At 28.4% G+C, this 12,800-nt stretch carries 12 protein-coding genes and 1 tRNA gene; 12 read left to right on the top strand and 1 reads right to left on the bottom strand.

What is annotated here, in order from left to right; translation table 11 throughout:
• Positions 1-90 precede the first annotated feature (90 nt).
• Positions 91-492: a hypothetical protein gene (locus CSBG_RS18590; RefSeq protein ID WP_197736398.1), complete on the top strand. Its 402-nt coding sequence runs from the start codon at positions 91-93 to the stop codon at positions 490-492.
• Between the two features lie 136 nt (positions 493-628).
• Here the strand turns inward: CSBG_RS18590 and CSBG_RS11385 are convergent.
• Positions 629-712, bottom strand: a tRNA-Leu gene (locus tag CSBG_RS11385).
• A 244-nt stretch (positions 713-956) separates the two neighbouring features.
• On the opposite strand from CSBG_RS11385, the gene CSBG_RS11380 reads away from it, so the two are divergent.
• The 11 genes from CSBG_RS11380 (at position 957) to CSBG_RS18005 (ending at position 12,768) form a co-directional block, all read left to right on the top strand.
• Positions 957-1,649, top strand: a complete 693-nt coding sequence (locus CSBG_RS11380) for an iron-sulfur cluster assembly scaffold protein (RefSeq protein WP_008679647.1) — start codon at positions 957-959, stop codon at positions 1,647-1,649.
• A 20-nt stretch (positions 1,650-1,669) separates the two neighbouring features.
• Positions 1,670-2,668 carry a GGGtGRT protein gene (locus CSBG_RS11375; protein ID WP_008679645.1) on the top strand — a complete coding sequence of 333 codons (999 nt, stop codon included), beginning with the start codon at positions 1,670-1,672 and terminating at the stop codon, positions 2,666-2,668.
• 600 nt (positions 2,669-3,268) lie between these two features.
• Positions 3,269-4,585 (top strand): NCS2 family permease, encoded by a 1,317-nt coding sequence (locus CSBG_RS11370; RefSeq protein WP_035285329.1) that lies wholly within the window; start codon positions 3,269-3,271, stop codon positions 4,583-4,585.
• A gap of 155 nt (positions 4,586-4,740) precedes the next feature.
• Positions 4,741-5,904, top strand: a complete 1,164-nt coding sequence (locus CSBG_RS11365; RefSeq protein ID WP_142418875.1) for a hydrolase — start codon at positions 4,741-4,743, stop codon at positions 5,902-5,904.
• Between the two features lie 305 nt (positions 5,905-6,209).
• Positions 6,210-7,643 carry an amino acid permease gene (locus CSBG_RS11360; protein WP_008679642.1) on the top strand — a complete coding sequence of 478 codons (1,434 nt, stop codon included), beginning with the start codon at positions 6,210-6,212 and terminating at the stop codon, positions 7,641-7,643.
• A 128-nt stretch (positions 7,644-7,771) separates the two neighbouring features.
• Complete coding sequence (locus CSBG_RS11355) at positions 7,772-8,059, top strand: hypothetical protein (protein ID WP_008679641.1); 288 nt, start codon at positions 7,772-7,774, stop codon at positions 8,057-8,059.
• 59 nt (positions 8,060-8,118) lie between these two features.
• Positions 8,119-9,012 carry a LysR family transcriptional regulator gene (locus tag CSBG_RS11350; RefSeq protein WP_035285326.1) on the top strand — a complete coding sequence of 298 codons (894 nt, stop codon included), beginning with the start codon at positions 8,119-8,121 and terminating at the stop codon, positions 9,010-9,012.
• Positions 9,013-9,118: 106 nt separating this feature from the next.
• A complete protein-coding gene (locus tag CSBG_RS11345; RefSeq protein WP_008679639.1) occupies positions 9,119-10,159 on the top strand; it encodes a putative sulfate exporter family transporter in 1,041 nt (346 codons plus the stop codon).
• A gap of 217 nt (positions 10,160-10,376) precedes the next feature.
• A complete protein-coding gene (locus CSBG_RS11340; protein WP_008679638.1) occupies positions 10,377-11,594 on the top strand; it encodes an NADP-dependent isocitrate dehydrogenase in 1,218 nt (405 codons plus the stop codon).
• Positions 11,595-11,711: 117 nt separating this feature from the next.
• Positions 11,712-12,527 (top strand): glycerophosphodiester phosphodiesterase, encoded by an 816-nt coding sequence (locus CSBG_RS11335; protein WP_008679637.1) that lies wholly within the window; start codon positions 11,712-11,714, stop codon positions 12,525-12,527.
• Between the two features lie 76 nt (positions 12,528-12,603).
• Positions 12,604-12,768, top strand: coding sequence for a hypothetical protein (locus CSBG_RS18005; RefSeq protein WP_008679636.1), 165 nt, complete (start codon positions 12,604-12,606; stop codon positions 12,766-12,768).
• Positions 12,769-12,800 lie beyond the last annotated feature (32 nt).

Here is a 12,800-nt window from a genome sequence, read left to right as displayed (position 1 = left end):
TTGGGATAACAGAAGAACAGCTTTGTAAAATGATATATAAAAAACTTAATCCGTTAGTTGAAGGAATAGAAGAAGAATACAAGAAAACAAATGAATATAAAACTCATAAAAAAACACGAAAAAATAATTAATAAATATTTAAAAGATAAAGAAAGATTTCAGAAAATATATGGTATTAACTCTTATGATAAGTGTTATGATGTTTTTGGTGTACTTAGAAATAAGGAAATGCTAGAACAAATAAAAAGACAATATGAATCAGATAAAGAACAACAACGTAGTTACTATGAAAATTTTAAAAGTAACTACAAAAGTTATAATTCTGATAGTAGTTACCATAAAAGTAAACATAGTAACTACAATGAAGAGGATAGGGACAAGTATAAGAAAATATATAAAACTTTAGCAAAGGTATATCATCCCGATATAGCAAAAGATGATGGAGAAATGATGAAAATAGTTAATAAGCTTAAAGTGGAGTGGGGGATATAGTAGTTACTTATTATATTTATGTTGTACCCATATTTATGCAATTTGGTATAGATAATTTCTAAATTTGTTTTATGATGAATTAAATATAAAAAAATAAAGCACTTAAATCTTGAGTTACAAGAGTTTAAGTGCTTATTGGTGCCGGCAGAGGGAATCGAACCCTCACGGTAAAACCGCATGATTTTGAGTCATGTGCGTCTGCCAGTTCCGCCATGCCGACCGGCTGCAAAAACTATTATATCAGAAGTGGATTAAAATAGCAAGTAGTAAAATTTTATGGAACAGAAGGGAAATTTTTTATAATATTATGTTGTTTGAGATTTAGACATCTGGTATTATATAGATAGGATAAATTTGCCCATGGTGGGATGGGATTTGTCCCGATTACTTGTAGTCTACATATTTAAAATGTGTTCATAAACCAATAGGACTATAGCAATCTATAATTAGGGAGGAGATATAATATGATGTATTCAAGAGAAGTGGAAGAAATGTGCGTTGTTGCTAAGGGACCAAATCATGGACCTGCACCAATTCCTGTTGAAGGAAGATGGGTACAAGCTAAAGAGGTTAAAGACATTTCAGGATTAACTCACGGAGTGGGCTGGTGTGCACCTCAACAAGGAGCTTGTAAATTAACTTTAAATGTTAAAGATGGAATAATTGAAGAAGCATTAGTTGAAACAATTGGATGTTCAGGTATGACTCATTCAGCTGCTATGGCTTCAGAAATATTACCAGGAAAGACTATATTAGAGGCATTAAATACAGATTTAGTTTGTGATGCTATTAATACAGCAATGAGAGAATTATTCCTTCAAATAGTTTATGGAAGAAGCCAAACTGCTTTTTCAGAAGGTGGACTACCTATAGGAGCTGGACTTGAAGATTTAGGAAAAGGTCTTAGATCACAAGTTGGTACTATGTACGGAACCGTTGCAAAGGGAACAAGATACCTAGAAATGGCAGAAGGTTATGTAACTAAGATTGCTTTAGATGCAAACAATGAGATTATTGGATATAGATTCGTTCACTTAGGAAAAATGATGGAAATGGTTGCTAAGGGAATGGATGCTAATGAAGCTATGGAAAAAGCTACAGGACAATACGGTAGATTTGACGAAGCTGTAAAAGTTATCGATCCAAGACACGAATAGTTTGAAGGGGGAAAAGTATTATGCCATTATTTGAAAGTTATGAAAGAAGAATTAATCAAATCATTCCTGTATTAGAAAAGTACGGAATGACTAAAATAGAAGATGCAAAAACAGTTTGCGATGAAAAGGGTATAGATGTTTACGATATCGTAAAATCAACTCAACCAATTGCTTTTGAAAATGCTATGTGGGCTTATACTTTAGGTGCTGCTATAGCTATTAAAAAAGGATGTGTAAAAGCTGCAGATGCTGCTGAAGCTATTGGAGAGGGCTTACAAGCTTTTTGTATCCCAGGTTCAGTTGCAGATGATAGAAAAGTTGGTTTAGGACATGGTAACTTAGGAGCTATGCTTTTAAGAGAAGAAACTAAATGTTTTGCTTTCTTAGCAGGACACGAAAGTTTTGCAGCAGCAGAAGGTGCTATAAAAATAGCTGAAAAAGCTAATAAAGTAAGAAAAGAGCCATTAAGAGTTATATTAAATGGTTTAGGAAAAGATGCTGCTTATATTATATCAAGAATCAATGGATTTACTTATGTTGAAACAAACTTTGATTTCTTCACAGGTAAATTAGAAATAGTTAGAGAAGTTCCATATTCAAATGGACCAAGAGCAAAAGTTAAATGTTATGGAGCAAATGATGTTAGAGAAGGGGTTGCTATAATGCATCACGAAGGAGTTGACGTATCAATTACTGGTAACTCAACTAACCCTACAAGATTCCAACATCCAGTTGCTGGAACATACAAAAAAGAATGTGTTGATCAAGGAAAGAAATACTTCTCAGTAGCATCAGGTGGTGGTACAGGAAGAACTCTTCACCCAGATAACATGGCAGCAGGTCCAGCTTCATATGGTATGACAGATACAATGGGAAGAATGCACTCAGATGCTCAATTTGCAGGCTCTTCATCAGTTCCAGCTCACGTTGAAATGATGGGATTAATCGGAATGGGTAACAACCCAATGGTTGGAGCTACTGTTGCAGTTGCTGTTGCTATAGAAGAAGCAATGAAGTAAAAAATAATATAATAGATATATTAAATTAAAGATTGTGGTAATGATGACGAAAAGATTTCGTTATTACCACAATCTTTTTTATTTCAAAATCAAGTATAGAATTTAAAACAAATTAATAAAAATATATTTTTATAAAATAGTAATTAGAATTTAATAAATAAAACTTGAAATATTATCATCAAATTGATATACAAGATGTGAACTATATTAATAAATTTGTAAGTCTAAAATTATTATAATATATACAATCAGATAGGAAAACTTGTGAAATTTATATTATATTAATTTCACAAGTTTTCCTATCTGTATTCAAAGGTCTGTATTATAATTATTATCTTTAAATAAAAGAAAAATTCATTTTTTTATAAAATAAAGTTAATGATATTTATTAATATATGAAAAAATAATATATTTAAAGAAATAAGGATTATTAATTTACGAATTATAACGCTGAAAAAAATATAAAAGTATACATATGTAAATATTATCACAGAAAATAATAATAAAAAATAAAATAATATTCGTTTAATGCTTGGAATTTATCTAAAAATGATGTATTATAGTCCATGGATTTATAAAATAATACGAAAGAGTGATAAAATGAGAAAAGAAACAAAAACTAATCAACTTATAGACAGATATTTTGGTATAACTGAAAAGGGGTCTAATATAAAAAGGGAAATGTTAGCTGGAGTAACTACATTTATGACAATGGCATATATATTAATCGTTAATCCTTCTATACTTTCACAAGCTGGAATGGATAGTGGAGCCGTGTTTACAGCAACTGCAGTTTCGGCTATTGTTTCTACATTAATAATGGGATTATATGCAAAGCTTCCATTTGCTCAAGCACCAGGTATGGGATTAAATGCTTTCTTTGCATTTACTATAGTTATTGGAATGGGATATTCATTTCAATTTGCACTAACAGCAGTATTTTTAGAAGGTCTAATATTTATTTTACTTACTGCCTTCAATGTTCGTGAAGCTATAGTTGACTCTATACCAGCAAATATTAAAAAAGCAATTTCAGTAGGGATAGGCTTATTTATCGCACTTATAGGTTTAGAAGGAGCAGGCGTTATTGTTAAAGGTGAAGGTACACTAGTTTCACTTGGAGATATAACAAAGGGACCTGCATTATTAGCAATTATAGGTATAGTTATAACAGGTATATTAATGGCTAGAAATGTTAAAGGTGCTTTATTTATAGGGATGATAATAACTGCAATTATAGGAATTCCAATGGGAATTACTAATTTACCTGATTCAGTTATAAGTGCACCACCTTCAATTAGTTCTGTGTTTATGAAATTTGAATGGCATAATGTATTTTCTATAGATATGTTAATAGTATTATTTACATTATTATTTATGGATATGTTTGATACAATTGGAACATTAGTTGGAGTTGCTACAAAAGCAAAAATGTTAGATAGTGAAGGAAAAGTTCCAAATATTAAAAAAGCTCTTTTTGCCGATGCAATTGGAACTACATTAGGAGCCTGTTTAGGGACTAGTACTGTAAGCACATTTGTTGAAAGTGCATCAGGAGTAGCTGAAGGTGGAAGAACTGGTTTAACAGCCGTGTCAACAGCAATTATGTTTACATTAGCATTGTTCTTTGCACCATTATTTGGAGTTATTACACCAGCAGTAACATGTTGTGCGTTAGTATTAGTAGGATTATTTATGTTAGAACCTATTAAGGAAATAGATTTAGAAGATTGGACAGAAGCATTACCAGCATTCTTAACTATTATAATGATGCCACTAGCTTATAGTATTTCAGATGGTATGGTATTTGGTGTTTTATCTTATATAATAATTAAATTATTTACTGGAAAATATAAAGATATTACTATCCCAACAGTAATAGTGGGAATTGTGTTTGTTTTAAAATTTATAATATAACTTTATATAATAATTAACATAACTAAGAAAGCTTAGGAATAATGAATATATTCCTAAGCTTTTTTAGTGAAGGTAAAAGTAATAAAAATTGTAAAATAATTAAAAAAATGGTATATTGTATAATGAATAAATTAAATAGATATTATGGGGGAATTATGGAGAATAATAATACTAAAAAAGAAAGAACTGATGATTTAAAAGTTAGAATAATTGCAGGGATAATTATTGTTCTTATTATATCAGGGTATTATTTATATGCAATTAACTATACAAGCAGAGGAATAATAAATAATTTTCTAAATAAAAGAGAAGGAAAAATATTAAATAATGAATTTAATGAAAAAATTAAATCAGCTAACCTTTCAACAGATTATACAGTAGAGCAAGCAATGAATGATATTGGAACTCTAGAATTAAACACAATAAATTTACCAATTGTTATAAATATAGATGATATAGATTCAAGTACTATGAATGTAGATAATAACAGTCTGGAAAGAGCAAAGTTATTATTAAAAGAGCTTAAAGGAAAAAAGATAAATGTAATTTTGGAGCCTTATCCATGGATTGCAAATGGTAGCAAATATGAAACAGATTACAATCCTTCTGATAAAGAAAGTTTTTTTATAAATTGGAAGCAAAATGTATTAAAACCTATAATAGATGAAATAGCCATTCCTTATAGAGTAGACGCAATAAATATTGCTACAGGATTTACTCATTTAGAGGGAATGGAAGATGAATTTTGCGATATGATTGATTTTACAAGAGAGTATTATAAAGGATTAATTACATATAGAACAAGCTTTTGGACAACAGCTAATTGGGATGATGAAATTACCAAAAATCAAGTAAATGATTTAAATAAAAAATATAATGCAAAATTAAATAATAAAATATTTTCGAAAGTAGATTTTATATCTATTGCTTCATATTTTGAGTTAACTGATAATGATGTAAATACTGTTGCTAATCTTGAAAATGCACTGATTTCATCTCAAAGATATAATAGAAAGCAAGAAATTAAGGAGCAAGTTAAAAACTTTTATGATAAGTGGAACAAACCAATTTTCTTTGGTGAATTAGGATTTCCAAGAACTAACAAGGCGTCAGTAGAACCATGGAATCCTTATCTTTCAAATGAAATAAACACACAAGAGCAAGCAAATGGTTTTGAAGCATACAGAAGAACTTATGAATCAGAGCCGTGGCTTTTAGGTTTTTCAATTTTTGCAGTAGGAAACAAAGATGGAGATAAAATGTATTATCCAAGTGAAGAGACAATAGAGGTTATAAATAGATGGTTTGATTTAGATTAATTATTTGTATAATAAGAAGTACTTTAGTATAAAGTAGAATAATTAATCAATGTAAAATGTTAAAATATCTAAGATATATTTAGTTTTGTATATTTTATAATATAATAAGAATTTTTAGGGAAATATAAGAATATATTATGAATAATTAATAAAATATTTAATATTATCAATAAAATATTAAAAAAATACTAATATAATAAAAATATGTAAATGAATAAAATATTTATTATTGTCGGAATATATTGGTGTTGGTAAAATAATTATGGATTAATGATTTAATACTTAAGAGTTTAAGGAGGCGCGTTATGGGAGAAGACGCTAAAAAAATTAGGTGGTACAACCTGGCATTAATGGCCTTTGTATCAGTTTGGGGATTTGGAAATGTAGTAAATAACTTTGCAAATCAGGGTTTAACTGTAGTTGTATCATGGATATTAATAATTGCTTTATATTTTGTTCCGTATGCCTTAATGGTTGGTGAATTAGGATCAACTTTTAAAGATGGGAAAGGAGGAGTAAGTACATGGATTAGACAAACTATGGGACCAACTTTAGCATATTTTGCAGGATGGACTTATTGGGTAGTACATGTACCTTACTTAGCTCAAAAGCCTCAGGCTGTTTTAATAGCACTTGGATGGGCTGTAAAACAAGATGGGACTTTTATAAGCAATATGAACACACTTTTAGCACAAAGTTTAACATTAGTTGTATTTTTAGTATTCTTGTGGGTAGCATCAAGAGGTATTACATCTCTAAAGAAAATTGGGACCATTGCAGGTACTTCAGTTTTTGTAATGTCTATGCTATACATATTATTAATGGTAGCAGCACCAGCTATAAGAGGAATAGAAATTGCTACTACAAATATAACATTAAAATCAATTATACCTAATTTTGATTTTACGTATTTTACAACATTATCAATGCTAGTTTTTGCAGTTGGAGGTGCTGAAAAAATATCTCCATATGTAAATAATATGAATAAGCCTAGTAAGGAATTTCCAAGAGGAATGATAGTACTAGCTGCTATGGTTGCTGTTTCGGCTTTACTTGGATCAATGGCTATGGGAATGATGTTTGATGCCAATAATATTCCAAAAGATCTTATGATGAATGGGCAATACTATGCATTTAAGATGTTAGGTGAATATTATGGATTAGGTAATTTATTCTTAATAATTTATGCAATAGCAAATATGCTTGCACAAATATCAGCATTAGTATTTTCAATAGATGCACCGCTTAAGGTTTTAATTGGTGATGCTGATAAAAATTATATACCAAGAAAATTAACTAAGACTAATAAATATGGTGCTCCTATAAACGGATATGCTATGACTGCAATATTAGTTGGTATATTAATTATGGTTCCAGCTTTAGGAATTGGGGATATGAACGCATTATTTGATTGGTTATTAAAACTAAATTCAGTAGTAATGCCATTAAGATACTTATGGGTATTCTTAGCATTTATAATGCTTAAAAAGCTGTCAGATAAGTTTAATTCAGATTATAAATTTGTAAAGAATAATAAAGTAGCTTTAGGCTTTGGAATTTGGTGCTTTATATTCACTGCTTTTGCTTGTTTAATGGGGATGTTCCCAAAAGGTGTTGAAACATATTCAGGTGAATGGTGGTTCCAAATTTCTCTTACAATAATTACAATAGTTGTATTATTAGGATTAGGAGCTATTTTACCGAAAATTGCAAAGAAAGATAAAACTATATCAAAATAATATTAAGAGTTATAACAAACCTTTTAAAGAAATAAAAGTTATCTTTTATTGAAAAAGTTTTTTCCATATGGTATAATACCTTTATTGTAGCGGAAACTAATAATATAAAATATAAAGGTAGGTTTATTATGAGTAGTGGATTAAAAACAGGATTATACTTAGTGGGTGGAGTTTTACTAATTGGATTAGTTGCAGCTTTAGCTATCCAACTTTTAGTATGGATATTACCTTTTATAGTAATTTTATATATTGTATTTAAGGTAAAAGGATACTTTGATAGTAAGAGGGGTAAGAGTACAACGAGTAATAGTTATAGATACGAAGCTAAATCAAACTTTGATAATGATTATTCAAATAAAGTTGATGATTCTGTTGGTGAAGTAATTGATGTAGAATATGAAGATTTAAATAAATAAATTATTTTAGAACTCAGCAGTTGCTGAGTTCTTCTGTTTATGATAAAGGGGTGTGAACTGTGAATTTTAGAAAGCTTAAGATATTTTATGAAACTGCTAGGCACTTAAATATGACTAAAGTAGCAAGAGAAATGTATATAAGCCAGCCTTCAATTAGTCAAAGTATAAATGAATTGGAAGCTGAACTTGGTGTAAAGCTGTTTGATAGAATAGGTAAAAAGTTATTTTTAACTCATGAAGGAGAAGTTTTTTTAAATTATACAAGGAGAATGTTAAACTTATATGATGAGGGAGTTAAAAGTTTAAGGGAGTTTACAGATAATAAAAAAGGTAAAATTATTATTGGAGCGAGTACAACTATAGGAATATACATACTTCCAGATATAATTAAGGATTTTTCTAGTAATTTTAAAGATATTGAAATATCTTTAATTATTGAAAATACAAAAAATATTGAAAAGTTGATTCTCGAAAATAAAGTGGATTTTGCATTTGTTGAAGGTGAAATCAATTCAGAAGAAATAATAAAAGAAGTTGAATGGAAGGATGAATTAGTATTTATTTGTGGAGATGAAAATAAATTAAGAAATTTACAAATAGTATCAGGTAAAATGTTAGAAGATCAAAAATTAATAATGAGAGAAGTAGGAAGCGGAACAAGAGAACACACAGAAATATTTTTAAAAAAGAATAAAATAAAGTTTAACACTTTTTTAGAATTAGGGAATACAGAAGCTATAAAAAGAACTGTTGAGGCAAACCTTGGTGTGGGGTGTGTTTCGTATAGAGTAATAGAAGAGCAAGTTAATACAGGAAAATTATTTTATTTTAGACTTAAAGAAGGGAAAATCGAGAGAGATTTATATCTAATAATGCATAAAGATAAATTTATATCTAACAATATGAATATGTTTATAGAATATACTAGGGATAAAAAGTATATAAGTAAATAGTTATTATAATAATAAAATAATAGTATTTTACCTTTAAGCAAATGATATCTATAATAATGTCATAATAACGATATATAAAATTTATAGATTTTGAGGTGAATACATAATGAAAAAAATAAAGAGTATATTACCTGGGCTAATAATTTGCTTAATTATAGGTATTATTTCAGAAATATTAGGGAAAAGATTTTCTACAGTTGGAGCTGCGAGCTTTGCTATATTTATAGGTATACTAGTAGGAAATACAATATTTAAAGGAAATAAATATGATAATGGTACTAAATTTGCAGAGAAGGATCTTTTAAATTATTCTATAGTTCTTATGGGGGCTAATTTAAATTTAGGAGAGATATTGGAGCTTGGATTTAATGGACTTATATTTGTTATTTTACAAATGACATTAACAATTACTATAACATATTGGATAGGAAGAAAACTAAAATTTAATAGAAAATATTGTTTGCTTATGTCGTCAGGAAATGCAGTTTGTGGCTCATCTGCAATAGGTGCAACAGCTCCAGTAATAGATGCTGATGATTCTGATAAAGTAATAGCTATAACAATAGTAAATGTTATAGGAACTATTTTAATGATTTTACTTCCATTTATAACTGCAGCTCTATATAATAATGAAACACTTCAAACATCAGCGATGATGGGAGGGATATTACAATCAGTAGGTCAGGTAATAGGTTCAGCAAAATTTGTTTCAGATGATGTTGTAAAATTAGCAACAGTATTTAAAATTATAAGAATAATATTATTAGTAGCAGTTGTATTAGTTTTTGAAAAAATAGATTTATCTAAAGAGTCTTCTACTAAGAAAGAATCAAATACTGAAGGTATTAAAGAAGGAAATGGGGATAATGGAAAGTTAAGCAAAAAGAGAAAAATTAATATTCCATGGTTCATAAATGGATTCTTTATAATTTGTATATTATATACTATAGGGGTTGTACCACAAGTTATATCTTCTATGTTTAAATGGATTAGCAGTAATTTTGAAATTATAGCATTAGCAGGAATTGGAATGAGAGTTAAAATAAATGATTTAATAAAAGAAGGACCGAAAGCAATGTTATATGGAGGAACAGTAGGCGTTTGTCAGATAATATTTGCTATAGTCTTAATATCAATTTGCTTTTAAAAATAATGATTAAATAAAACAATAATCTGATACTAAAAATTATAAATAAATTAGTATCAGATTTTTTTTATAAATGATTTTTATATTATTTGAGTTGTTAATATTTAATAAGATAAATATTCTGTGTAAATAGACATAAAAAATAAACTTAATTGTAAAAAACTAACTTATAATGTATAATTAGCTTATTAAAAAATTAAATATTGGGGGGCTATATATGAGCAAAATAAGGATGACAAAACCATTAGTTGAAATGGATGGAGATGAAATGACAAGGATTCTATGGGGAATGATAAAGGATGAATTGTTAAATCCATTTGTTGATTTAAAAACAGAGTACTATGATTTAGGATTAGAGTATAGAAATAAGACTAATGATAGTATTACTGTAGAGGCAGCAGAAGCAATAAAAAAATATGGTGTAGGAGTGAAGTGTGCTACAATTACTCCTAATGCAGCAAGAGTTAAAGAATATAACTTAAAGGAAATGTGGAAAAGTCCTAATGGAACTATAAGAGCTATTTTAGACGGTACAGTTTTTCGAGCACCGATAATAATTGATTCTATAAAACCCTATGTGAAAACATGGAAAGAGCCTATAACTATAGCAAGACATGCTTATGGAGATGTATATAGGGATGTAGAAATGAAGGTTGAAGAGAAGGGGAAAGTAGAATTAGTTTTTACTAATGAATCTGGACAAGAGACTAGAGAGCTTATCCATAACTTTGATGGTAACGGAGTAGTTCTAGGAATGCATAATTTAGATAAATCTATAGAAAGTTTTGCTAGAAGTTGCTTTAACTTTGCAGTTGATACAAAGCAAGATTTATGGTTTGCATCAAAGGATACTATTTCTAAAAAATATGATCATACTTTTAAGGATATATTTCAAGATATATTTGACAAAGAGTACAAAGAGAAATTTGAGGAGCTTAATATAGAATATTTTTATACATTAATTGATGATGCAATAGCAAGAGTGATAAAATCAAAAGGAGGGTACATATGGGCATGCAAAAACTATGATGGTGATGTTATGAGTGATATGGTTGCAACAGCCTTTGGATCTCTTGCAATGATGACTTCTGTATTAGTATCGCCAGAAGGTTATTATGAATATGAAGCAGCTCATGGAACTGTACAAAGACATTATTACAACCATCTAGCAGGAAAAGAAACATCTACTAATTCTATAGCAACAATATTTGCTTGGTCAGGTGCATTAAGAAAAAGAGGGGAACTAGATAATTTAAATGAATTAGTAGAATTTGCAAATAAGCTGGAAGAGGCATCTATAAAGACAATTAATGAAGGGTATATGACAAAAGATTTAGCACTTTTATCCGACTTGGAAAGTATTACTGTAACTAATTCTTATGATTTTATAAAGCAAATAAGAATTAGGTTAGAGGATTTTTATAAAAATAAATAAATGATACTGATATAAGCTGCTTATTTTTTTAGGCAGCTACTATTTTTTAGTTTTATAAGTGATATAATTTTATTGTGGTAATTAATGGTTTTAAATTTGAATATGAGGAGAAAATTTATGAAGAAAAAAATAATTATAATTTCATCTATTGTTTTGGGAATAGTATTATTATGTTTAATAAGTCTATTTTTATTAACTAAAGCTACGCCAATAGAAGATGGAAGTTTAGAGTGGGTTAAAAATACTAAAATATCTCATAGAGGTCTACATAATAATGATGATATACCTGAAAATTCTTTAAAAGCATATAAAAAGTCTATTGATAAAAATGTGGCTATAGAATTAGATGTTCAATTAACTAAAGATAACAAAGTTGTTGTCTTTCATGATTATAATTTAGAAAGAATGACAGGGTCAAATAAAAATGTAAATGAGCTAGAATATATAGATATTTTAGATTTAAAACTTTTAAATACAAATGAGTATATACCTACTTTAAATGAAGTTTTGGAGCTTATAGATGGAAAAGTTCCACTGCTTATTGAAATAAAGAATGAGGATAAAGTTGGAATCCTTGAAAGTGAAGTTTATAATATAATAAAGGATTATAAGGGAGATATAGCTGTTCAAGCATTTAATCCATTTGTTTTATCATGGTTTAAAAAGAATGCACCAGAAATACCAAGAGGACAATTATCTGGATCTTTTGATGATTCTGATTTACCTAAATACAAAAAGTTTTTATTAAAAAACTTACTTTTAAATTTTGAAAGTAAACCAGCTTTTATAGCCTATGAAGTTGATTATTTACCAAAAGCTGTAGTTAAATTTCAACGTAATAGAAATGTACCTATTTTAGGATGGACGGTAAAATCAACAACTGATTTAGAAAAAGTCAAAGAAAATTGTGATAATATAATATATGAGGAATAACTAAAATTTCTAATTATTACTTAGCATAAAAGTACCTTAATATCTTAAAAATATATAAGATAGGAGGTGTTTTTATATGGCACATAAAAATAATAAGAATTCTAAAAAAAATAAGAAGTCAGGACAAAAAACTAGAACAGAACTAAAGAAAATGCAAATGGAAACTGCTGACGAAGTAGGCTATTCTAAGGAATCTAGAAAACTTGGAAAAAATAAACCAAGATCTGAAGATAAAAGTTAATTACTATAAAAAATAAAAGGATTACATCCTTT

The sequence above is a fragment of the Clostridium sp. 7_2_43FAA genome, from assembly GCF_000158375.2.
Lineage (GTDB): Bacteria > Bacillota > Clostridia > Clostridiales > Clostridiaceae > Clostridium > Clostridium tertium.
The sequence above is the reverse complement of the archived record's forward strand: the minus strand, read 5'-3'. Positions and strand labels throughout refer to the sequence as shown.

Coding starts and splice junctions, on each gene's coding strand:
- CSBG_RS18590 (WP_197736398.1), top strand. CDS start 91: ATGAATATAAAACTCATAAAAAAACACGAAAAAATAATTAATAAATAT.
- CSBG_RS11380 (WP_008679647.1), top strand. CDS start 957: ATGATGTATTCAAGAGAAGTGGAAGAAATGTGCGTTGTTGCTAAGGGA.
- CSBG_RS11375 (WP_008679645.1), top strand. CDS start 1,670: ATGCCATTATTTGAAAGTTATGAAAGAAGAATTAATCAAATCATTCCT.
- CSBG_RS11370 (WP_035285329.1), top strand. CDS start 3,269: ATGAGAAAAGAAACAAAAACTAATCAACTTATAGACAGATATTTTGGT.
- CSBG_RS11365 (WP_142418875.1), top strand. CDS start 4,741: ATGGAGAATAATAATACTAAAAAAGAAAGAACTGATGATTTAAAAGTT.
- CSBG_RS11360 (WP_008679642.1), top strand. CDS start 6,210: ATGGGAGAAGACGCTAAAAAAATTAGGTGGTACAACCTGGCATTAATG.
- CSBG_RS11355 (WP_008679641.1), top strand. CDS start 7,772: ATGAGTAGTGGATTAAAAACAGGATTATACTTAGTGGGTGGAGTTTTA.
- CSBG_RS11345 (WP_008679639.1), top strand. CDS start 9,119: ATGAAAAAAATAAAGAGTATATTACCTGGGCTAATAATTTGCTTAATT.
- CSBG_RS11340 (WP_008679638.1), top strand. CDS start 10,377: ATGAGCAAAATAAGGATGACAAAACCATTAGTTGAAATGGATGGAGAT.
- CSBG_RS11335 (WP_008679637.1), top strand. CDS start 11,712: ATGAAGAAAAAAATAATTATAATTTCATCTATTGTTTTGGGAATAGTA.
- CSBG_RS18005 (WP_008679636.1), top strand. CDS start 12,604: ATGGCACATAAAAATAATAAGAATTCTAAAAAAAATAAGAAGTCAGGA.